At 34.6% G+C, this 23,456-nt stretch carries 21 protein-coding genes; 9 read left to right on the top strand and 12 right to left on the bottom strand.

Annotated elements, in window-relative coordinates; all coding sequences use genetic code 11:
* Positions 1–97: 97 nt before the first annotated feature.
* The 3 genes from E4O04_RS02285 to E4O04_RS02275 all read right to left on the bottom strand — a co-directional run bounded on the left by E4O04_RS02285 (position 98) and on the right by E4O04_RS02275 (position 3,171).
* The gene (locus E4O04_RS02285) at positions 98–1,378 is read right to left on the bottom strand and encodes an APC family permease (RefSeq protein ID WP_253709613.1); all 1,281 of its coding nucleotides are present in this window, start codon (positions 1,376–1,378) and stop codon (positions 98–100) included.
* Between the two features lie 54 nt (positions 1,379–1,432).
* Positions 1,433–2,158, bottom strand: coding sequence for a gamma-glutamyl-gamma-aminobutyrate hydrolase family protein (locus E4O04_RS02280; protein WP_253709611.1), 726 nt, complete (start codon positions 2,156–2,158; stop codon positions 1,433–1,435).
* Between the two features lie 98 nt (positions 2,159–2,256).
* On the bottom strand, positions 2,257–3,171 hold the full coding sequence (locus E4O04_RS02275; protein ID WP_253709609.1) for a hypothetical protein: 915 nt from the start codon (positions 3,169–3,171) through the stop codon (positions 2,257–2,259).
* Between the two features lie 238 nt (positions 3,172–3,409).
* On the opposite strand from E4O04_RS02275, the gene E4O04_RS02270 reads away from it, so the two are divergent.
* From E4O04_RS02270 to E4O04_RS02250, 5 genes are all read left to right on the top strand, one after another.
* A complete protein-coding gene (locus tag E4O04_RS02270; RefSeq protein ID WP_253709606.1) occupies positions 3,410–5,194 on the top strand; it encodes an ABC transporter ATP-binding protein in 1,785 nt (594 codons plus the stop codon).
* Positions 5,195–5,666: 472 nt separating this feature from the next.
* Positions 5,667–6,047, top strand: coding sequence for a DUF2089 domain-containing protein (locus E4O04_RS02265; protein WP_253709603.1), 381 nt, complete (start codon positions 5,667–5,669; stop codon positions 6,045–6,047).
* Between the two features lie 44 nt (positions 6,048–6,091).
* Entirely contained in the window at positions 6,092–6,409 is a 318-nt protein-coding gene (locus E4O04_RS02260) for an SHOCT-like domain-containing protein (RefSeq protein WP_253709600.1), read from the top strand.
* Between the two features lie 95 nt (positions 6,410–6,504).
* Complete coding sequence (locus tag E4O04_RS02255) at positions 6,505–6,738, top strand: CopG family transcriptional regulator (protein ID WP_253709598.1); 234 nt, start codon at positions 6,505–6,507, stop codon at positions 6,736–6,738.
* The gene (locus E4O04_RS02250; protein ID WP_253709595.1) at positions 6,731–7,003 is read left to right on the top strand and encodes a type II toxin-antitoxin system RelE family toxin; all 273 of its coding nucleotides are present in this window, start codon (positions 6,731–6,733) and stop codon (positions 7,001–7,003) included. The genes E4O04_RS02255 and E4O04_RS02250 overlap by 8 nt, the downstream gene beginning before the upstream one ends.
* A 32-nt stretch (positions 7,004–7,035) precedes the next feature.
* Here E4O04_RS02250 and E4O04_RS02245 read toward each other — a convergent pair whose 3' ends face one another.
* The 6 genes from E4O04_RS02245 to E4O04_RS14070 all read right to left on the bottom strand — a co-directional run bounded on the left by E4O04_RS02245 (position 7,036) and on the right by E4O04_RS14070 (position 14,441).
* Entirely contained in the window at positions 7,036–7,317 is a 282-nt protein-coding gene (locus E4O04_RS02245; RefSeq protein WP_253709592.1) for a helix-turn-helix domain-containing protein, read from the bottom strand.
* A gap of 415 nt (positions 7,318–7,732) precedes the next feature.
* Positions 7,733–10,015 carry a protein kinase/lanthionine synthetase C family protein gene (locus E4O04_RS02240; protein ID WP_253709590.1) on the bottom strand — a complete coding sequence of 761 codons (2,283 nt, stop codon included), beginning with the start codon at positions 10,013–10,015 and terminating at the stop codon, positions 7,733–7,735.
* The gene (locus E4O04_RS02235; RefSeq protein WP_253709587.1) at positions 9,987–10,424 is read right to left on the bottom strand and encodes a class III lanthionine synthetase LanKC N-terminal domain-containing protein; all 438 of its coding nucleotides are present in this window, start codon (positions 10,422–10,424) and stop codon (positions 9,987–9,989) included. Before E4O04_RS02235 ends, E4O04_RS02240 begins: the two co-directional genes overlap by 29 nt.
* Before the next feature lie 19 nt (positions 10,425–10,443).
* The gene (locus E4O04_RS02230; RefSeq protein ID WP_253685841.1) at positions 10,444–12,192 is read right to left on the bottom strand and encodes an ATP-binding cassette domain-containing protein; all 1,749 of its coding nucleotides are present in this window, start codon (positions 12,190–12,192) and stop codon (positions 10,444–10,446) included.
* Positions 12,189–13,991 (bottom strand): ABC transporter ATP-binding protein, encoded by a 1,803-nt coding sequence (locus tag E4O04_RS02225; RefSeq protein WP_253685843.1) that lies wholly within the window; start codon positions 13,989–13,991, stop codon positions 12,189–12,191. The genes E4O04_RS02230 and E4O04_RS02225 overlap by 4 nt, the downstream gene beginning before the upstream one ends.
* Before the next feature lie 321 nt (positions 13,992–14,312).
* Positions 14,313–14,441 (bottom strand): hypothetical protein, encoded by a 129-nt coding sequence (locus tag E4O04_RS14070; RefSeq protein WP_256487864.1) that lies wholly within the window; start codon positions 14,439–14,441, stop codon positions 14,313–14,315.
* Positions 14,442–14,763: 322 nt separating this feature from the next.
* Between E4O04_RS14070 and tgt the strand changes: the two genes are divergently transcribed.
* The 4 genes from tgt to E4O04_RS02205 all read left to right on the top strand — a co-directional run bounded on the left by tgt (position 14,764) and on the right by E4O04_RS02205 (position 20,181).
* Positions 14,764–15,897: a tRNA guanosine(34) transglycosylase Tgt gene (gene tgt / locus E4O04_RS02220; protein ID WP_253709584.1), complete on the top strand. Its 1,134-nt coding sequence runs from the start codon at positions 14,764–14,766 to the stop codon at positions 15,895–15,897.
* Between the two features lie 71 nt (positions 15,898–15,968).
* The gene (locus tag E4O04_RS02215; protein ID WP_253709582.1) at positions 15,969–17,483 is read left to right on the top strand and encodes a HEAT repeat domain-containing protein; all 1,515 of its coding nucleotides are present in this window, start codon (positions 15,969–15,971) and stop codon (positions 17,481–17,483) included.
* 2 nt (positions 17,484–17,485) lie between these two features.
* Positions 17,486–18,295, top strand: a complete 810-nt coding sequence (locus tag E4O04_RS02210) for a DNA repair protein RecO (protein WP_253709579.1) — start codon at positions 17,486–17,488, stop codon at positions 18,293–18,295.
* A 176-nt stretch (positions 18,296–18,471) separates the two neighbouring features.
* On the top strand, positions 18,472–20,181 hold the full coding sequence (locus E4O04_RS02205) for a RecQ family ATP-dependent DNA helicase (protein ID WP_253677825.1): 1,710 nt from the start codon (positions 18,472–18,474) through the stop codon (positions 20,179–20,181).
* Between the two features lie 36 nt (positions 20,182–20,217).
* On the opposite strand, the gene rbr is transcribed toward E4O04_RS02205, so the two are convergent.
* From rbr to E4O04_RS02190, 3 genes are all read right to left on the bottom strand, one after another.
* Complete coding sequence (gene rbr, locus E4O04_RS02200) at positions 20,218–20,793, bottom strand: rubrerythrin (RefSeq protein ID WP_253677824.1); 576 nt, start codon at positions 20,791–20,793, stop codon at positions 20,218–20,220.
* Positions 20,794–20,927: 134 nt separating this feature from the next.
* The gene (locus E4O04_RS02195; RefSeq protein WP_253677823.1) at positions 20,928–22,265 is read right to left on the bottom strand and encodes a TolC family protein; all 1,338 of its coding nucleotides are present in this window, start codon (positions 22,263–22,265) and stop codon (positions 20,928–20,930) included.
* Between the two features lie 29 nt (positions 22,266–22,294).
* A complete protein-coding gene (locus E4O04_RS02190) occupies positions 22,295–23,446 on the bottom strand; it encodes a beta-barrel domain-containing protein (RefSeq protein ID WP_253709575.1) in 1,152 nt (383 codons plus the stop codon).
* Positions 23,447–23,456 lie beyond the last annotated feature (10 nt).

Genomic DNA, 23,456 nt, shown 5'->3' with positions numbered 1-23,456 from the left:
ATGTCAATAAAAAACCGGCATGACGATTAGAGTTTTAACTACTTAATTATCACACCGGTTTTAAACTAAAACAAAAATATTTTCTAAACTGAAAAATTTAGTTTGCTTTTTTCTGTGTAAGTTTCATTATAACATAGAAAACGGCTCCGACTACAAGGCCTCCTAAACCGAAGATTATTTTATCCAAGCTTGAGTTATATAAAAGCCAAAGACTTATTCCTACGGCTAAAAGAGAAACGACATAAACTCCCGGAATTCTAAAAGAGCCTTTCATACCTCGTTTTCTAAATACCAAAATTGCAAGGCAGGTCGGGATGTATTGTGCAAAGCGTGACACAACCGAAATAGCGGCAAGTTTTGAAAAACTGCCTGTTAAGCAAACCAAGGCTGTTAAAACGGTTGTTAAAATGACCGCAATGTAGGGAACATCTTTTTTGTTTCTTTTGGTTACGAATTTAGGTAAGAAGCCGTCATCGGCAAGGGCTACGGCACTTCGAGGAGCCAAGAAAGAAGAAGCAACATTTATTCCGCCTATTGAAACCAAGGTTCCGGTTGTAACAACAGCCTTTGCAACAGGACCTAGAAACTTGGCAGCTGCATCGGCAATGGGAGCCTCACTTACTGTAAGGCTGTCGCCTAAAATACCTATGGCAACAACCTGAATAAGTATATAAAAAACCGAAACACCGCTGATTACCAAAACAATGGCAAGAGGAACATTTTTTTCGGGATTGTCCATATCTTCAGCGGCAACAGCTATAGATTCAAAACCTGTAAAGGCATAAAAGATTAAAAGAGCGGCAGCCCCGAAAGAGGTTGTAGTTAAGGCTCCTACCGACTGCATGGGCTGAAAATTATCGCCTTTAATAAAAAAGATACCTAAAAGAATAAAGAAGATAAGGGGAACTAATTTTCCTATTGTAATAACATTGTTTACAATCTTTGAAATTCTTACTCCGGCAATATTCATTAATCCTAAAAACAAAAGAATAGCTACGGCTATAACGCTTCTCCAAAGAGGTTCTGCTGCAGCAGGAAATACGCTTCCCAAAGCTGTAGGAAACCCGACTGCCATTGCAGCCCAAGCGATAATCATTATTGCCCATTTCATAAAACCTACTTCAAAACCGACAAATTCACCGAAAGCTTCTTTTGCATAAACATAGGGGCCCCCGTTCTTTTTAAACAAGCCGCCTGCTTCAGCAAAACAAAGCGCAATCAAAATAACTAAAACGGCATCGAATAAAATAATTCCGATACTCGATACGCCGACCAATTTGGCGGCCTTTCCCGGAAGCAAAAAGATTCCGGTTCCGACAATAGCATTTACCCCAAGAAGGCAAATACTTAAAAGGCCTAATTTACCTTTATTTTCCATTTTCAACTCCTTAGATTGAAATATTATAGACAGCTTAACTATAGTTGAGATTAATTAACAGTGATTTATAAATTCTTTAAACAAGTCCAATGAGGGTTTATGTACGGCCGCCGTCATTTCGGGATGAAACTGAACGCCCATCATAAAACCGTCTCCCGTATATTCTATGGCTTCAACTATACCGTCAGGGGCATGAGCCGTAACCTTAAAATCTTTTGCAAGCTCTTTTACCGCCATATGATGGAAAGAATTAACCATATCCTCTTTTCCGAAAACTTTTTGCATAATCGAATTTGCTTCGGTTTTGATGGAATGGGTGCGCTCCTGCGGACGGGCTTTTTGTACATGCTGTATTTGAATGTCTCTTTTTATGAGTGAAAGGTCCTGATAGAGTGAGCCGTCGAAAGCAACGTTTAAAATCTGCATTCCTCTGCATATTCCCAAAATAGGCTTTTTCAAAGCCTTAGCAGCTTTAATGAGTTTCAGTTCGTAGATATCCCGTTTGGGAAGAATTTCCCCAAGGCAAGAAAGAGGCTCTTCATTAAAAAAATGGGGTTCAACATCGTAGCCGCCCATAATTATGATGCCTGAAAGATTTTCGATCTGCTGCCGGACAGCTTCTTCGTCATTGATGATAGGAAGCATTAGCGGAACACCGCCCGCAGCAAGCACTGCATTGACGTAGTCTGTATTAGTGTACATTCTTTCATAACCGGCAAACAATCCGGCAGAAGGCTCGTAAAGGCAGCTGCCCGTTATCCCGATAATAGGTTTTTTCATACGGTTCTCTCCTTTTTAGTTAAATTTAAACCGAGCCATAATACACTTTCTTTTTATATTTTGTCAATGGAACGAGAAAAATTTATAGAATACCCCCGCTACTTTAAAAGTTTTTTTATTTTTTTACCGTAACGGTCTTTTAAAGAAGAATAGATATAATTTTCGCCTATCTTTGCGGCAGTTGCAATCTTTATGATGGATTTTTTAAGATATTTTATTTTTACCGACCTGTAGATAAATAAGCTCAAATTGATTACCGCAATTATTACACAAACAACAAGAATCGCACAAAAAATATCATTCAAGCAAGCAATACCACCTAAAACAATTATCACAATAGGAATAATAATCCATACAAAAAAATGAAAAAAGCCTGCTTTTTTTAGCATTTTATTTAATGATTTCATATCTTCTATACCATATTGAAATAACAGATCTATAATCAATTTAATGCCGTAAGCGTCTTCTTTTGTTTCAGCAAAGAAGTCCTTATTTTCTTGTTTATCGGAATCTTTTCTAAAATCTTCTTGCGAGCCCTCCTCATATTTTGTTTTTATTATATAGGGTTCGGCCAGCTGCAGATATTTTTTTAAGCGGCCGACAATTTCTTCACCGGTATAGGCAAAAGAATTCTTATTGCAATAGGCATAAAATTCTCTTATAAATTTATTTACATCTATATTTTTGTTCCTTGCCGGCATCTCGAACATTCTATATAAGAGTTCGCTGTATATCTTTTCATTTACATGTTTAAATCCGCTTAAATCCGGAAAAATTGCTTTTTGATAAAAGCCGTAAAAAGTCTTTTCCGAATTTTTAATTTTCTTCAATATCTGAGTATCAAGTTCAATGATGTATTTTATAGGATCATATTTATCCAATATATCCTGCTTTAAGCCTACATTATTCGCAAGTTCCAATTCATACTCGATATGATTATCAATAGATTGCAGCACTTGAACCAATTTAGAGGTATATGAATTTAAAACATTTTCAGAATAGTTTTTGTTCATACCCGAAAATTTTTCTTTTATCTTGGTAAAGAAATTTCACATAATAAACCCTCTTTCCCGTATCAGCGGATTAAATTACTCTTTTTTAAGAAAATTGAGTATAACACAAAATTATATCTTGTTCAATTAAGTTATTGTTCTAAAAAGCGTACTTTTTTCTTGACAGTATATATTACTTATGGTATACTACATATAATATTATATTGAATATATTATTATTTAGAAAAGAGAGGTATTTATGTTTAAGGGAGCATTGTATTATTTTGCTATGTGTTGGAGGTATGACAAGCGTTTTCCGGTTGTTATTTTATTAAAAGAGATTTTAAATGCCGTAAAAACGGTGATGACGGTAGTGTTGCCCAAATTTATTATAGACGCTTTGTTTACAACACAAAATAAAGAAGAAGCGGTTAAGTTTCTTGTCATATACGCCGGAATCTTATTTTCGATAAGCCTTATAACGGCCGTTTTAAACCGCTCTGCAATTATTTTAAAAAACATATCCTTTCAGCGTTTTCAAGCCGATATAGGAAAAAAATTAATGCAGGTAGATTATGAACGGCTTGAAACTCCCGAATTTTTAAACTTAAAAAAGAAGGCTGACCAATATGCATATTCCGGAGGTTATGGGTTCGCAGCTCTTTTAGATGAAGCAATAGGTTTATTCGGTAAAGTGCTCACCTTCGCAGGCCTTGTTTCCGTTATTGCAATGTTAAGTCCTTGGCTTGTACTTGCAGTCATCATAATTACAGCTCTTAACTCTTTGGTCTTTGCAAAAACAAATAAACATGGAATAAAATACCGCATGGAGCAATCCGTGCAGGAAAGGCGCATCGGCTACTATTCCGAAAAGATGGAAGATTTTCAATACGGAAAAGAAATCCGCACCTATAATTTAGCTCCGTGGTTTTTAGAAAAATATGATAAACAAATTGAAGTTCTCGGAAAATTTTATAACAATGTAGCCAATACCCGTTTTATAAGCGGAGCCTTTAATTCTTTTACCTTTGCCGTTCAATTAATCATAAGTTATTTTTTTGTAATTAGGCAAACATTAGATTCCGCTCTTTCGGTAGGAAATTTTACAATGTATCTTGCAGCCGTAAATTCTTTCGCCTCGATACTATCCGAAATTATAAAAACCGTCGTTCAGCTTTCACAGTTCAATACTTATTTTGCCGCTTTTAAAGAATATATGAATATGCCGTCTATGGAAAACGCAAAAGGAGAGAAACCTATTCTATCCGAAAACTTCGACATCGAATTTCAAAATGTTTCTTTCAAATACGGCACAAGCGAAAAGTTTGCCTTACAAAATGTAAACGTTAAATTTAATTCCAAAGAACGGATTGCAATCATCGGAGAAAACGGTGCAGGTAAATCAACCTTTGTAAAACTTTTAATGCGCCTTTATGAGCCTACCGAAGGCAAAATTTTAATTAACGGTATCGACATAAAAGAAATAGATTATAATCATTATCAAACATGGTTTGCAGCAGTCTTCCAAGACTTTAAACTTTTTTCTTTCAGCATAAAAGAAAATATTACCTTCGGGAACGATAAAACCGAAGCCGACAAAAAGCGTTTGGAAAACATCGTTTCGGCATCGGGCTTAAAAGAAGTTACCGATAAATTGGATAAGGGCTTGGAAACCTTAGTCTACCGCGATTTTGACGATGCAGGCTTTACACCTTCAGGCGGAGAAGGGCAAAAGATTGCAATAGCCAGAGCCGCATACAAAAACGCTCCGATAGTCATTTTAGACGAACCGACCGCTGCCCTCGACCCAAAAGCCGAGAACAAAATCTACGAGCAGTTCGATTCTTTTTTTGCAGATAAGTGCTCCCTGTATATTTCGCACAGAATGGCGGTTACAAAATTTTCGGATAGGACCATCGTATTCGACAATGCTCACATTGTCCAAGACGGAAACCACGAAACTCTTATAAACCAAGAAGGCAAATACAAGGAGCTTTACAGCTTACAGGCTAAGTATTATACGGATGAAGCTTACAACGTATAAACCCCATCCGGTTTTTCTTTTATTTCGGGTTCAAAATGATGGCTGATCATTATTACTGTTAGATCGGGATTTTCTATCAGCCTCTTTTCAATCTCTAGGGCATTTTCTTTATCGAGAGAGGAAGTGCCCTCATCTATTAAAAGAATTATATTAAGTCAAATTTTAAAATATTTAATAAAATATTTTAAAATTCTTATATTTTTAGTTAAAATTATTGTATTTTTTAATTTTAATATAGATATTTTAATAAATTCTCTTGACAAAGTACGAAGTTTTTATTATCATAGAATTAAAGTTTTTATTGGATTACGATAAACAGTTCGGCAGAAATTCAGCCTCTCTGTTTATCTTCGAGTTTTGTGCAAAGCACAAAACTCGTGTTATTGTATGTAGTTTTGCAAAAGCAAAACTACTTGAAAAAACTTTTTTCAGGATTTAATAATCCTTGCAAAAAGTTTTTATAGGAGTATATATGGCAGAGGTTATGGGAAACTGCCCCGTGTGCGGGGAGGCTTTTACCGTTTCAGAGCTGCATTGCACAAAATGCAACAGTTCCTTAAAGGGAGAGTTTGAGCTATGCGAATTTTGCCGCCTTACAAAGGAGCAAAAATATTTTGTAAAGATGTTTTTAAAAAACAGAGGCAGCATACGCGATATGGAAAAAGAATTAGGCATTTCTTACCCGACAGTTCGGAATAAGATAGAAGAAATCAATGCAGCACTGGGCTTATCCGATGGCCGCCTTCCGTCCGTTAATGTTTCTGAAGTTTTAAAAAGAATAAAGGCCGGAGAGTTATCGGTTGATTCCGCAGTTTCATTTTTAACGGGCCAATCCGAAGAAGATAAAATTTAGAAGAACAGTAACAACCGGTTCGGTTTTAACTACAAGGAGATTTTATGGAAAACGAAAAACTTGAAATTTTAAACATGATTAGGGACAAGGCAATCACCCCCGAAGAGGGGCTTAAACTTTTAGATGCTATTCAAAAGGAAAACGTTAAATTTGTTTTTGAAGAGGCTAAACAAAAAAAAGACAGTGAGACTATAGTAATAAGCACAAAGATACCTTCCAAAATTAAAATTCCGGAAAGTGAGTTGACGAAACTTTTAGAAGAAGCCGGTTTGGAAAATCCAATAAATGAAAGCAAACAGAAAAATAATATCGACATAACAATTCAAACACCGGACGGCAAAACAAAATTGTTTAATTTGTAGGAAGGGATTGAGTACACATTATTTTTAGGCCTCTATTTCTAATGACTCTTGACAAATTGAATAAAATTGAATATATTTGAAGAGGAGTAAAATAAATGCAAAAGACAATTACCATGCGAATAGATAATGCCATATACGATATATTTAAAAAGGCAGCCGAAGGACAAAAACGCACTATTTCAAATTATATGGAATATGCAGCATTAAACTATACCATCAATGAATCCGTAATTGATGACGAAGAAATGCAGGAAATACTTGAATTTGAAAAAGACTTAAAAAAAGGCTTATCGGACATATCGGCCGGAAGGTATAAAGTAATTGGATAACTATAAAATTGCAGAAACCTCGACTTTTGAGAAAAAAATAAAATCAAAAAAGTATGAATTTTTATATCAAAAAATCAAAAATTATGTTTACCCGCTATTAAGAAAAAATCCGCATTTTGGGCCTAACATAAAAAAATTAAAAGGCATTTATAAAGACATATACCGCTTTAGATTAGGAAATTTCCGTCTTTTTTATAAAATAGAGGAAGAAAAAGTTATTGTATTTATTATTGATATAGAAGCCAGAAAAGATGCTTATAAATAGAAACCGAATTACTCAATGAGAGCTGCCTACATCTACATCCATCTTTGTATCATATCAAGAACCTGTTTTTTTGCTTCTTCCTTTTCTTCTTCCGTATCCGAAAAAAGAACAGCAGGATTGATATTCAGAGCATGACAAATTTTTAAAAGAGTATCAAGGCTCGGCGTTCTTTTGCCGGTTTCAATATAGTTGATCATATTTTGAGAAATATCTGCCCTCAAAGCCAATTCCAACTGGGATAAACCTGCCTTTTCCCTTTCCTTGCGAAGCCTGCTGATGACAAGACGCTGTTGTTCTCTTAAAAACACACTCATTCATAATATTTTAACTAAATATAGTATTGACACAATAAAATATAGTATGATATAGTTATGAATATAGTTATATCAACCATTCGAGCGGAACATATTAAAAATAAAATATATATTTACGAGATTTGTAAAAATAATTTTCTTTTCATGAACGGAAAGATTTTATTTGACAGCGTCACAGATAAATTTAAATGGTTTTTTGCAAATGAAAACCCTTGTGTTTTATAGCGGTCCTCACTTTTGTGTAATTCTCGTGTTTTGTTTAAAATAAAAAAATAATTTTTAGTTTTTAAAAGGTGTGGAAAACAAAAGTCTGTTTTAGTGTTTCAAGCTAATAAAAAGAATTGTTGAGCAGTAGTGTTAAATTTAAAAATATTTTACAAAATGGCGTTAAGTTTCGTAAAATAAAAATCATTTTTTAAGTATTTGTGTTCAAACTCCCATCACAAAACAACAATTCATCGCCAGGTATAAAAGGATTATTTTGTAACTTTGCACATTCACGAAAAGACTGTAATAGTATACCTGAAGAACCTGTAAACAAATCATTTGAAATTTTATAAAGTTCATCACCAGGAAACCCAGTCAGATTGTCTATTTCAACATAGTGGAAATTCAATAAGTCCAATAAATAATCAATATGCGAATTTAAGTTTTCCATACCAAGAATCATTTTACAATCTTGCAAAAATGAAATTATACCACTACAACCTCTCAAATATCCAGGATATAAAATAAAAGTAGTTTTGGATGCTTCTATCATTTCACAGATTAGATTTAAATACTTTGGCAATTTAGTGATTTTATAAAATCTAATCAAAACACATCCTATCCCTGCAAGGCCATTATGAATATATGGAGAATACACCGGAGGCTCCATCCCTATAGGTCTGCTATTTATAGACAAGAAACCATTTTCATTAACTAATAAACGACTCAAATCACTTTCTAAAGCTGAAACAGCTAATAAAAGTGTTTCTTTATCTTTTGTTTGCAAATATAACAATAATAAAGAATAAGCGATACCTGAACAACCTCTTGTAAAACCAGAATAACAATCGCCTTCTGAATCTTCCCAGACAAGCATATCATCTTTTTTTATAGCAGAAGTAATAATTTTTTTAGCATATTCTTCAGCAAATTTCAAATACAAAATATCATCACTTTCTTTATAAAAAATTAAATTAACAATAAGGTTACCCGAAAGGCCATAAGCAAAATCATAAATATTATGTGGTCTTTCTAAATTTACCCTTTCCAAAACAATTTTGGCTTCTTTCCTAAATCCGAGCTTTAGCAATACATACGCAATACCTGACAATCCAATATATAATCCATTGGAAAATAAAGTAGGTCTCTTATAAAAATCAGCCATAAATTTTGTAACAATAAAATTATACTGCTCTGAATCTTCACATTTCAACAGTTTTTCATAATAATTTATAGAATAAACCATACCAAACATGCCATAGCCAAAGCTGTATTCATTTGTATTTATAGATTGCGGATCTGATGCTAATGGACTTTTACCATCTATAAACAATTGGATATTATTAAGTATTGATTTATATAATAAATCATAATTAATTGTTTTTTTTATTTTATTAGTAAAAACTTTATTTTCAATTTTATTTTTGCATTTTAAATCTTTTAAAACATCTTTTGTATTTTTATATTTAAATTTTATTAATTTATATATTAAATTTAACAGCTCAACAGGCACGTCAGTTTTATCATAACAAATACTTAAAAACTCTAAAATTTTTTCTTCACATAACTCATATAATGGGTTATAAGGAGCTATACAATACATAAGAACTAAAGCAACTTTATACAATTCAATTTCATAAACACTATGATCATTTCTTGAATAATTAAACCCAGGCGTAAACAAACCGACAAAATAATCAGTTTCAGTATTAGAATCTATTTTACATGCAGTTTCTAAATCTATAAATCGTAATTCTCGAGAATCGGCATCAAATATAATATTACCAGGAGAGATATCTCTTAATACTATACCAATAGAATGAATTTTATCAAGATTCTCAAATAAAATGGTCGCTATTTCTAAAACTTCATTATAATAATTAATTAAATTAACCTGCATTTGCTTTTCATTTTTTATTGGATTGAAATATGGTGATTTTGAATGTGGATAAGACCTTAATGTTACTCCTTTAACATATTCTTGTACAAGATAGACATTTCCAAATTCTTCTATTTTTTCAATTGGATTCGGCGTACATTTCTTGTCTTTTAATTCCAAAAGAATTTCGTATTCAGATGATGTCCGTTGAACAGCCGAAATATAACTATTATCCAGTCCGCTGTTTTTTCTAGCTTCTTTTATTATATAAACAAAACCATTTCTCTCTCCCTTATATACTCCTCCTTGTGCAGAAAAATGCAGGCATGATTTTATAAGATATTTTTTTAACAAAACAGAATCTTTATTATTAGAAATAGTGTCATATTTTTTATCACTAACCCAATCAGGTACTTTATAATAGGGCAGTCGCTCATCTATCACTAAATTATTTTCGTTATCAATGATTTTAGTTGCTAGAGTCCCATAATTATCTCGAAAGGTAATAGGATTTATCTCACCATATCGATAAAATAAGATTTTAGAATCTTTATAACATTTATCTGACAATATATATGGACCATCATATTCTTTTAAAATAAAGTTTTTCAATAATATCATCAAAAACTTTTTGTTTAGGATACATGACAATATACTTACCACTACTAGCTCTATTTATATTTTTTGAATTAAGATGCACATAATTATTTAAATTAGAAGCAAATTTAAATGATATTTCATTTTCAAAAGCAAATTTTGATACTTTTTTAAGTACCTCTATATGATTATCTAACGTTGCAGATATATGAATTTTCCAACCTGATATATCTTTCTCTTCGCCAAAGTCAATATATGTCCATGGAAATTTTCCCATAGAAGAATGATGTTTAGTGCATACTATCTCACTAAGAACTGAATAATAATAATCATTTTTATTCAATTTATGATAAGCTTTTATGTCATAATATAATTTATTTTTCCATATATAATTTAAATGATTAATTTCTGCTAAATCTCTCATTTCAAATCCTACTTACCTCTTATTTATACCATTGCTGCTGAGTTTTAAATAACTTGCTATACTCTGTATCTTTAAGCATTAAGTCATCATGCTTGCCGCTTTCAATAATTTCGCCGTTATCCATTAAAAGGATTTTATCGGCTCTAGTTGCAATCCCGATTCTGTGGCTTATAATAATTTTTATACTATGAGTTTTATCATCAAGCATGCTGTTAAGTAAATCCATTTCAAGCAGCGGATCTATTGCCGAAGTAGGCTCATCAAAAATAATGATACTTGCATCTTTGAAAAGACCTCTTTCAATAGCAAGTTTTTGCCATTGTCCCATAGACAAGTCAACTCCGCCAAATTCTCTTGAAAGCATTGCATTTTGTTTATCAGGTAAGGTGTCTGAAAGTTGCTCTACCGCTTGCGAAATTTTATTTACCGATTTAGTTACATCTGCCACATTAATATTTTCTTCCAAGCTCAGGTTATAGCGATTAAAATTTTGAAAAACTGCGGAGCTGTTTTTTTGCAACAGCAAATGAGCTTCTTCAGATGCGTTTTTTGATTCATTTATTATAATCTCACCTGAAGCGGGTTGATACAGCCCCAGCAATATTTTTGAAAGCGTTGACTTTCCGCTGCCGTTTTTTCCTACGATACAAATAGTTTCACCTGCATTTATTTCAAGGTTCAGCGATTTAAGGGCTTTTTTCTTGCTATTAGGATATGAAAAAGAAATATCAGTAAGGCGTATTTTTTTAATTTCCATTTTCTCGGTTTTATTTTTATTAGAAGTTTCTTTAGCCATAACTGCATGAAAAAAATTCATTCCCGTGTAAGAATCTGCAAGACCGGCAATATGATAATTAAACAATTCCTTAAAATGCGAAAACAATAAATTAACACTTGCAATAACCGCAACAATAGTCCCCGCTTTTATTGAACCAGCTTTTGAAAGACAATAAACAACAACAAAAATACTTATGAATCCTAAAAATTGAGATGCATTCGTTATAATCCCAATCCAAGTTAATTTTTTTATTTCCTTCGTTTTATACCTTTTAAATAATTTTGCCGACGAATTAAATTTCTCAATAAAAAAATTAAAAAGTGCCAGATGTCTACTTTCCTTAAAAAAAACTTTATCGGTGATACACGATCCATACTTATTCATTTGCCTTCTGTACATTGCCGACTTATCTTCACTTTCACTTTTATATTTATTTTTAAAAACATAAGTAAACATGGTTGGGATAAAAGCTCCTAAAACAACAATTAAAAGAAGCGGATTTATCGAAGCCATATAAAATGCTACCAGAAGAACATAAACAACATTTTGTGCAATAATAAGTTCAAGATTAATAAGACCGTCAATTGAACTATCTAAACCGTTTTTTGCTTTATCTAAGGAATCAAGAAAATCCGGCTTTTCAAATTCAAGTACATCAAACGAAGCCGCTTTATTAAAAAAATCGATTTTCAGTTTTCCTGTAACAAGCATTCTTTGCTTATCAAGATAATAATTTAAAATTGCATTTGAAAATTCTTGCAACAAAATAATTAAAGAAAAAATGCCAAAAACATACAAAACGGTATTTTTTACTGCTGATGAATTTAACAGGGTTAAACTTTCTGTAAGTTTTCCAATAAAAAATATATATCCAAAAGCTAATAAGGCATCAAAAACACACAAAGTAACGCAAAATAAAAACAAAGCTTTTTTAGCTTTAATCATTCTTGCAATTTCATAAAATAAAATTTTTATAAAAGATTTTTTCATACATACCATCCTTTTTGCGCTTCGTACATTTCTTTATATAAACCATCTACTCTTTCAAGTTCATCATGACGGCCCTTTTGAACAACAGCACCATTAGATAATACTAATATTTCATCTGCAAGTTTTGCAGCTCCAAGTCTATGTGTAATGAGTATAGAAGATTTTCCGGAAATAAATTTTAAAAAGTTATTATAGACTTTTGACTCTGCATCAGGGTCAAGAGAAGCGGTCGGCTCATCTAAAATATAATAGCTGCCCGTTGAAAATAAACTTCGTAATAAAGCAATTTTTTGCCACTCACCAATAGACATGTTTATATTATTTTTACTAAGATAGCCTAAATCCGTGTCCAAGCCCTTTTCAAACTTTGCAATATCAAAGGAAAGCTCTTTCATTTGATTCAAAATTTCTTTATCAAAAAACGAATCTTCAGATGAAGAGCTATTCATTGAAGTGTTATCAAAAATAATATTCTCTCGTAAAGTTATTTCATATTTTGCAAAATCTTGAAACGCAACCGAAAACAGCTTATTAAAATCTTGTATGTCTTTTATATTTACACCGTTAATTAGAATTTCACCGGAATAATTTTTATAAAGACCTAAAAGTAATTTCGTTATTGTTGTCTTTCCCGCTCCATTTTCTCCCACCAATGCGTAAGACTTCCCACCTTCAAGTTTAAAGTTTAAGTTTTTAAGAATCTCTTTTTCCGTTTCAGGATACGTAAAAGAAACATTCTTAAATTCTATATCAATATTTTCAGGGAAATCGGTGTATATTTTCTTTTCACTATTTTTCAATTCAAAATCGGTTTCTTGAATTTCTTCAGATAAATTTTCAAAATTAGAAATTGTTTTAAGAAAAACATTTGTCTTGGCTATTTCATGAATTGATTGCGTTAAGTTCCATGAAATAGCAGAACTCATTATTAAAAGTTCATTTGAAACTGCGGAAAAAGAACCTATCGATAATGTTCCCTTGATAACATTGAGCAGCATAAAAAACATCATACCTAAAAATGAAACGGTAATGAGTCCTGAAGTAAGTTTGATTCCTGCATAACTTTTCCTTTTTACTGACAAGAAAACATCCGTCGCCTCATTGTATGATGTAATCCATCTTTGTTCAAAATACCGTATATAATTAAAAAGCGTTCTTTCTTCAGCATATTCCTTATCGGTAAGAATTTTTTCATAGTCATCCATACGGCGGCTTATTTTTTGAAATTGAGCAAAAGCCTCATAATCATCTTTTCCTGTTTTTAACGATACCATTACAACCGGTATAAGTAATATGAACATAACTAAAGCCATCATCGGGGAAAACATCATAAGATAAACGGCTACTGAAAATATTTTTAAAAGCAATTCTAAGAAAACAAGATAAAAACTGAAACCGAAAACAAGTATACTAGGTACACCGGCTTTTACCTCTTTTATTAAATCGTTCGTAGCAGGATTTTCGATATGTTCATACTTTAATCGTGAAATCTTTTCTATATTTACAGAACGAAGTTTAATTTGCAAATTCAGCGACAACCGGGAAATAAAATTATTTAAAAAATTTTGACTGAAATAACTAAGCAACGCAACAACAATAAACACAGGAATGATAGATATCAGATTAGTATTTTTTCCGGCAATGCCATCAATAAATTTTGAATATACACTTATATATGCAAAAGGAATAAGACCTAAAGCGATTCTCAGTAATATTATCGTTATCGGCAAAATTTTACCTGCACCGGATACATAGCCGTACAGTTTTTTGAAATGAGAAAAATAAGATACATGTTTCATACCATTTATTTAGATAAACACCTCATTATTAAAAAAACACTTATTTTTAATAAAATAAGACTAATCAATTCATCTGAAAATTGAACACTATTATAAAAATTTTTCGTTTCTCTTTTCAGAAATCAAAGAAATAGCTATACAAAATATTAAAGGGAGCCTCTAAAAACATCAGTTTTTAGAGGGTTTCCTTAAATTTAATTTGCGATGTTTTTCATAAGTCATTGATACATAAGGACTTATGAAAAACTCGTCAGGCATCTCTAAAAATCCAACAAGATTTTTAGAGATGCCCTAAATTCTGTATAGCTATAAAGCCATGCATCACTTGTCGCCGTCAGGATCCAGACCACTGTTGCAACTATGATGGCCGCATGAGCCCCAACTGATAGCAAAAACAACTGAATCATCATTTTTTGCATCCAGCTTTTGTAATTCCAATAGCTTATCCATAAAAGAGCTTCCTTAAATATAAATGTCTTTGAATTATACTATAATTTCTAAATGAATGTCAAATCTTTTTTGCATTTATATATTTTCAACTTTTGAACAGATAATTGATAATAAGTCTAATACAAAAATATTTGTCCGACATGTATTTTTAAATATTTAATACATTCCGAATTGATGAGCTGCTTTTAAAAAATCCCTTCGCGCTCTTTGCGCCCCTTGCGGTTAAATACCTAACCTTCACTCTCCTGCAGCCTAAGTCTTTCAATTGATTTTTTCCCGCCTTTATGATAAACTCTCAATCGATTAAAGGATTGAATAATTAATGAAAGAAAAAAAAGAAATTTTTATGCTTTTACATCAAGATGCGGCATCTCCTGCAAGGACGGGAGTTTTGGATCTGCCTCACGGGAAGGTGCTTACTCCGGCTTTTATGCCTGTGGGAACGGCGGCTACAGTAAAGGCGATGACAAAGGACGACTTAGACGAAATCGGCTTTGAAATTATTTTAGCCAATACATACCATCTTTTTTTGCGCCCGGGAATCGAAGTAATAAAGGCGGCCGGAGGCTTACACGGTTTTTCAGGCTGGAAAAAAAACTTTTTAACCGACTCCGGCGGTTTTCAAGTTTTTTCGCTCTCTCAGCTGCGAAAAATTACCGAAGAGGGCGTAAAATTCCAAAGCCACATAGACGGAAGCCGTCAATTTTTAAGTCCCGAAATTGCGGTAGAATTGCAGACAGGCTTTAACAGCGACATCCAGATGCAGCTGGACATCTGCTCCTCTTTCGGGATAAGCAAAACCCAAACCCTTGCCGACCTAAAAATAACCATGAACTGGCTCGACAGGGCCTTTGCCGCCTGGCACAATACTCCCGATGAATATGACGGAGCCCTCTTTCCTATAGTACAAGGCGGTTTTTTTGAAGACTTGAGGCTTCAAAGCCTCGAAGCCATTTTAAAACATGAGCCGCGGGGCATTGCCATAGGCGGCCTTTCGATAGGAGAACCCAAAGACCTCTACCAAGAATATTTGAGCTTTACCGCAAAGCACATCCCTAAAAATAAGCCCCTCTATGTAATGGGAATCGGAACGCCGGATTACATCCTTGAGGCGGTAAAAAACGGAGTCGATATTTTTGACTGCGTACTGCCTTCACGCAATGCCCGGAACGGAAACCTCTTTACCCATGAAGGAGCCATTTCAATTAAGCGAAAAGAATACGAGTTTGACTTTAACCCGATCGATTCTCAATGCAAGTGCAAGGTTTGCCGACAATATACAAGGGCCTATTTGCGGCATTTATTTAGAACAAAAGAAATTTTATACTCAATGCTTGCAACTTATCACAACTTAGCTTTTTTATATAGTATGATACAGGACATAAGAGAGGCCATTCAAAACAATTCTTTTAACGATTACTATAAAAACTTTTTAAAGAAATACGAAAACCGTTAGTGTTTTGTAAGGCTTAAACCCGGTAATATTTTGCAAGGCTAAAACAGGACCCGTATCACGGAGGATAATTTATGAAAAATATAAAAAAAGAATTAAACTTTTTTTTAAAACTCAGCGTACTCAGTTTTTTACTTGTTTTAAACTTAACGCTTCAGCTTGCCGCCCAAGAAGCATCTCAGCCTCCTTCAGAAAATAAAGCAGCTGAAACTGACGAAAAAAAGAAAAAAGAAGTTTCGGAATTTGAAGAAAAAAGAGATACGATTCTATACGGTATCGGTGACGATATCTTAGAACTTATAAAGAGGCTGAAAGCCGATGAAGATGACCGCTTCGATGCCGACTTGCAAAAAATATTTGCCGAGACCAAGATTCCTGCCATCAGGGATGCCTTATTTGCTTACTTTGCCGAAAAAAAGAATGATTGCTTAAAGGCCGATGCTCTCATGGTTTTAGAAAATAAAGACGATAACCCCCAAGAAACCGTCCGCTCAGCAATTTCCTATATCAGAGAACTTGCGATATATGAAGGAATAGATTCCTTGCGTAAAATCTTAAAAGATGAAGAAAGCGAGTACAGAGATCTTTGTATTTCTGCAATCGGAAAGATAGGCAAACCGGAAGACGCAGTTTTTCTTACGGAGCTTTTTGACTCCGAGGCCTCCGATGACGAAAAAAAATCTTTAATAATAAAACAAAATATAATGTTTGCATTGGAAGAACTTCACACACCAGAAATCCGGGATTTTTTAATCCGGGTCGCTGAAGACACCGATGAAAATGCCATTATAAGAGGTACAGCCGTTTCTGCCCTAGGAAAGATAGGCGATGAAAGAGCTATTCCTATTTTATCCGAAATTTTTGAAGATAAGGATCCGATTTTAAGAACTGCTGCGATAAAGGGTATTGCAGGCTTTAAGGATGCTAAGGCTAAAAACATCATGATTCAAGCCTTTAAAGATTCTTACTATAAGGTAAGGCTTCAAGCAATTCAATCTGCAAAGGAAGAAAAAGCGGAGGATGCCGTTCCGTTTATCTTATATCGTGCAAAAAAAGATCCTGAAAATACAGTCCGCTTAGCCGCTATAGAAGCCCTCTCTCATTTTAACAATGCGGAAGCAAACGAGTGGCTTGTCGATTCTTTTAACGAAGAAAAGACAGGCTTATCTCTCCGCTTAAAAATTGCCGAAAGCCTTTTAAAAAATAACTTTGATATAATTTACGAGGATGTAAAGACGGCTGCACTAAAAGCTATTTCTGAAAAACGAAAAAATAAATTTTCCGCAGAGCTGGGAAAGGTTATTTCAACAGTTGAAAATAAGGGAACAGCTCCGATAGCCGAAGCCTATCTAAATCATAAGGATCCGATTTTTAAGAGTATAGGGCTCGACATGTTTAAAAGGAATAGATACGCAGAGCTTATACCCCTTGTTTCCTTGATTGCCGAAGATGAAAAAAACGGTGCTTTAAGCCGAAGGGCTAAGGACCTATTGCAGTTGAGCCCTACTGAAAGCAAAACCGGAGAGACCGCTTCTCAATCTCAAGCCGGTAATACAAATTCCCCTCAAGATAATCAAACAGGCAAGTAAAAATGGCAAACCGCTCTTGGGTCTCTGAAGCCCTTGTTCTTTCATTAAAGACATTCGGAGAAGGGCATAGAAATGCCCTCCTCCTCTTACCCGATACGGAACACTCCTGCAAGCTGATAGATGCGGCCGTCTTCGGAGGGCCTAAAAGCAAACTGCGAAGCATGGTAATTCCCTACCACACCGGAGAAGTTTGGATTTATTCAAACCCAATAAAAAATTCAAACAAGATAAGCGACTTTAAGGTAAGCGACTACCGCATAGGCCTCAGCGATAACCTGACCCGCATTTGGTGTGCAGCCTTTGCAGCCGAATTAGCCGTCAAGCTTAAAGGAAACATCGACTGGCAAATCATAAATTCCTTTTTGACGGGGCTTGCAGTTTCTTCCGAAAACGAATGCCGAAAAGCCTTGCTCCGTTTTTTGTGGAGGGTCATTTCTTTATCGGGTCTTGCCCCGGATATGGAACATTGCTGCCGCTGCGGAGTAAGGACTTCGGGTGCAGAATCGAAAACCGATGCTCTCACCACAAATGCGGAAGATTTTTCTTACAGCGTAAAAAACTTCTTTTTCGTTCCGCATGAAGATTCTTGCGTTTGCGAGGTCTGCCTCGATAAACACGAGCCGGCATTTCCCCTTTCAGGCGAAAGCCTTTTATACCTCTTCGCAGTTCAAAATCTTATCCCAAAAATATCGAGAGGATTAAACCTCTCGGAACAAGCCTACGCCGAACTAAAAGATTTTTTATTCTATCTTATAAAGCTCGCAGCAGGTTCAAATTTTAAAACCCTTGAATCCTGTAATTTTCTGTTGTAATCAGAGCTGATTTTAAAACTCATTTTGCAAACGCAAATGAAACGCAAAAAAACACGTTGCGTTTGCGTTTGTTATAAAGAAGGCAGCGGTAGAGGCACAAAATATTATTTATAATTTCTTTTTAAAAAATTACTATTTCTTTCATCTATCTCGTACAATAATATTGAGAGGTGAAAATGGAAAATCAAAATTTAAAAGCAATGGAAGAGCTTTACCGCTGGGACGATACGCCTGACGATCTTTATTGCCCCTTTGTATGCGAGACCGACAATCCCGAATACAGTTTGGAAAAAACCGAGGATGCCGTTGCGGTTTGTGCAAAAAACGTTTTCGGGATTCCGTCGCTATATCCTTGGCAGAGGCTTGCAATAGCCAATATCTTGGATGCGGTTCATGCAGCCGAAGCCCGCATTGAAGCGGAACAAATTGAGATTGAAAAGAAAAACGGGGAAGTTTCGGATTCGGACAAGGATGCAAAAACAAGATTGCTCCAAAAGATTACCGCAAATACCGAAGAAGAAAAACTTACTGAGCTCTATGATGAGGACGGAATTATGAGAGGAAGGCAAATTATTCTCCTACCGACAGGAGCAGGAAAGTCTTTGTGCTTTCAAGTTCCGGCCCTCTTGTTGGACGGGCCTACCGTAATCATCTATCCTCTTTTAGCCCTTATGAGCGACCAGTTTAGGCGCATGGCGGAGGGAGGACTTGAGCCTGTTATCTTTAAGGGCGGTCAAACTAAAGAAGAAAGAGAAGCACAGCTTGCCCGCATGGAAGGAAGCGACGGAAAGCCTCCTGCAAAGCTCATAATTGCAAACCCCGAGGTTCTTTCAGCCGGGAATCTAATCGACAGGATTGCAGCCTGCAATGTGGTTCACTTGGCGATAGACGAGGCCCACTGCGTTACCGAATGGGGAGACAGTTTTAGGCCGGCCTATCTTGAACTTACAAACATAATCAAAAAGCTTCACCCCTACGCCGTTTCAGCCTTTACCGCAACGGCGAGCCCGCCTGTCTTACAGCGCATTGCCGAGATTCTTTTTGAAGGAAGGGCTCATTTGGTTCGAGGCGAATCGGACAGAACAAATATAATTTATTTTGTAAGGCATTGCAGGGTAAAAAATCCTGCCCTTCTTGAGGAAGTAAAAAAAAGAAAAAGGCCCATGGTTATTTTTTGCTCAAGCCGGAAAGGAACCGAGCAGACGGCTTCTTTTTTGCGTCTGCACTTAAACGACGAAAATATAAGGTTTTATCATGCAGGCCTCGAAAGAGAAGAAAAAGCCGAAACCGAAAAATGGTTCCATGCACATAAAAGCGGCATACTAATATGTACTTGTGCTTGGGGGATGGGAGTCGACAAGAAGGATGTTAAAACCGTAATCCACATGGATCCTTCTCCTACTGCGGAAGCCTATATTCAAGAAGCCGGAAGAGGCGGGCGTGACGGGAGCATAGCCGAGGCTGTTCTTTTATGGTCTCCTGCCGATAAAAAGCGGATAGAGCTCTTGCCCGAAAAACAGCGCCTTAGGGCCGGGGTTCTTAAAGACTTTGCCGAAAGCGGAAAATGCCGAAGATCAGTTCTATTAAAGGCCCTCGGCGAAACAAGGGCAGAGGCGACAAACCCCGATGAAGAGGTAATCGCCTGTTCGGGCTGCGATATTTGCAATAAGACAGCAGTTCAATATCCCGAAGACGAAAGGCTTTTTGTAAGGTTCATAAAAGCAAACAAAAGAATTTTTACTCAAAATGAAGCGATCGATTTTTTTTCTTCAAAGAAGGAATTTTGGGAAGCAGGGGATGTAAAGCGTTTAAGCGAAGAGCTTATTAAAGAGGGGCTTATCAAAAAATTGAAAAGCCCCCTTTGGCACGATAAGCTTACCGTTTGATTCAAGCTTAACTTAAGTCGGCTTTAAAAGCCGAGTTTAAAAACTTTCTTCCAAGCGGGCAAAGTAAGCTTTGGGATAAGCACAGGCAGGGCATTTTTCGGGAGCACTTTTGCTGACTACGATAAAGCCGCAGTTTAAGCACTTCCATGTTGTCGGACTTTCTTGTACCCACATGGAATTCTCCTCGATCCTTTTGATAAAGGCCTCATACCTTTCTGCATGGTACTTTTCGGCAACAGCGATGCTGTCCATAACGGCAGCGATTAGGGGGAAGCCTTCTTCCCTTGCCGTCTTAGCAAACTCAGGATACATGTGCTGCCATTCGTGGTTTTCACCGGCCGCTGCCTGCTTTAAGTTTTCCAAGGTTGTGCCGACCACGCCCGCAGGGGCCGTTGCAGAAACGGTAACATCTCCGCCTTCTAAAAAATTAAAGAGGCGCTTTGCATGTTCCCTTTCCTGCTCCGCAGTTTCGATAAAGATTCTTGCAATTTGCACAAAACCTTCTTTTTCGGCTGCACTTGCCCAAAATGTGTACTTGTTACGAGCCTGAGACTCGCCGATAAAGGCCGAAAGAATATTTTGTTCGGTCTTTGTTCCTTTTAATGATTGCATACTCTTCTCCTTTAGGCTCCATGTTTTTAAAAAGAGGCACAGAGCAAAAACTCATTTTTTTAAAACAAGAAGCCCTTTGTTTAGTATAAACCTATTTTTAAAATAATAAAAGGGGGCGAGGAAAATAAAAAAATTTAATAATTTAAGACTTCAATTATGTAATCAAGTCTGGCTTTTAGACTGTTTAATTGCGAAAGCCGATAATCAAGATTTTGAATTTTAAAATCAATCTCGGTTATATATCCTTGTTTTAGTAAAACTTCCGAAGAGGTCAAGCGATTTTGTATATCTTGTTTGTTTTTTTCTGCTAAAATGCATATTTTATTTAAGATGTTTAAATTTATTTCATGAACTTCTTTTTTATTTTGATGATTGATATTAAGAGCTTCTATTTCTAACTTATTTAAATTAAGTAATTCTTTGGCTGTCTTATCTATATCATAGGCTTCATCAAGGGGAGACAGCGGAATATTTATTCCAATGGCAAAATTAAAAAGCCAGTTTTTATCTGCCTTCCAGTAATTTTGAATAGTATCATTAAATTTAACGCCTCCCTTTGATTTGGAAGCAGGATCAACCGTAAATGAAAATATAAATGACGGCAGCCTATTAAGCTGTTCTTTCAATGTATAATATTGATTTATTTTTAACTGTTTTTGTTTAAGCTCTAATTCTATTTCTTCATTTATATACTCATAAGAAATGTAGTTTTCAAGTTTTTTTATCCAAGGTTCAATTTTCTCCGGTATCGTATCATCGCTCACTCCCGTTAAATTTAAACTATGAAGCATTTGAAGGTATCTTCTTTTTGAATTTAAAAGATTTAATTGATTATTATATCTTCTTGTATTCTTTTCTGAAAGTTCAAGTGTAGAAAGTTTTCCTTGCTTCCATAAAGCTTCATCATTTAAACCTAGTTGTAAATCTATTTGCAGTTTTTCTTCTTCAATTTCAAGAGTCTTTTTTTGTAGCCAATAAGAAACAGCAATATATACGGCCTCTGCTATTATTTTTTGTTTTATCCGTTTTAATTCCAAATCGGCAAAATTAATACTATCTTTGCCTAAATAAATCTCATATTCGGAATAAGGTTTTAAAATACCGGGAGCAAAAAAGTAAAGCGGCATTAAAAATTGACTCTTAGCAGAAGAGCTGTATTCATTTTTTGCCCCTTGTATTTTAGCTAAGGCAAAAGTATTATTGATATTAAAATTTAACCCCATTCCCATCGGCAAGGTTTGTTTTAAATTAAGACCTGTTGTAAAAGCATGTATTTGATCACGGCTTTTAACTTCCATATTTCCAATATAGTTTAAATCTAATGATAGTTTAGGAATCCATCTATATTGTGTTTTTTGTGCTGCTATTTTTTTTATATTATATTTACTAAGAGCCTTTTGATATTCATTACTGTTTGTTAAAACTATGTCAATAAAGTCTTCATATTCAATTGCATATAATGAAGATACCATACAACATATAAATATAAAAAAAATTTTTTTTACCATACAAGATCCATTGTTTTTAAAAAATGCCATAAAATACTTTGTTCTTTTAAAATAATACGTGCATCAATTTCTAAACCGGGTTTTACACGATATTCTTTTTTTTCTTTATCAACTAATATATTTTTATCGAGATTACCTGTAACGGCAAAATAAACCGAACCGTCACGATCTATAAATGAATCGGGCTCTATATTGATAACCTCGCCTGTAAGCCCGCCGAATTCATGATAGGGGAATGCAGTAAACCGGTATTTTATTTTCATGTTTTCGGTTATTTTACCTGCATCTTTTGCAGGTACACGAATTTCAATTTTATAATTATCCGTTGCATCAGGAACAATGTTAAGAATCGACTGTCCGGCATTAATATAATCTCCTTTATTTAAAGAAGATATTTCTTGCACATAACCCGATATGGGCGATATAATGCAAGTATTTTTTAAAGAAAGATCAGCATCTTTTAGTTGACTATATACTCTTTCCTTTTCTATTAAAAGTGCATCCAATTCCGAAAGAAGAGAATTGATAAATTTATTTTTGTAGGTAGTCAAATCCAATTCAGCTATATCCGATTGATACTTTAATTCTCTTAAGCGTGCAGGTTGAACTGCTGTTGCGGGCAGTTCAAGTGCTTCAAGCCATAATTTTTTTACCATGTTATAACGCTTTGTTAAAATCTCTTTTTCATTTTTGTAAACCATAAAGCGTGCATAGGTTAAACTATCTTTTTTAGAAATTAAATTCTTACCGGCATTATAACTTTTAATTAAATTTTTAACTCCTTCAATTTTTTTATTCACTTCATCATAGTAGGTTTGGAGAGCTTCTTTTCTTGCCGAATAAATACCTGCATCAATTTTTAAAAGCTGCGAGCCTTTTTCTATCTTTTGTCCCGGCACATAATTTATTTGTACAATCTCACCTGCAACTATATTTTTTACCAATGATATATTTTGTACGGGCCGTACCTGACCTTTTGCATATACTACTTCTTCCATTTTTCCGAATGTGCAATATAAAAAAGCAAACAACATTAGACTGCCGATTATATAAATAAAAACAGTTAAAACGGCCGGCGGTTTTTGTAAAAATATTTCATGTTTATAACGTAAATCTTTAAGATGTATAAGACGTATTGGTTTCATAGTCAAAAAT

Source organism: Treponema sp. OMZ 799 (assembly GCF_024181365.1).
In the GTDB taxonomy this organism is placed as follows: Bacteria; Spirochaetota; Spirochaetia; order Treponematales; family Treponemataceae; genus Treponema_B.
The sequence above is the reverse complement of the archived record's forward strand: the minus strand, read 5'-3'. Positions and strand labels throughout refer to the sequence as shown.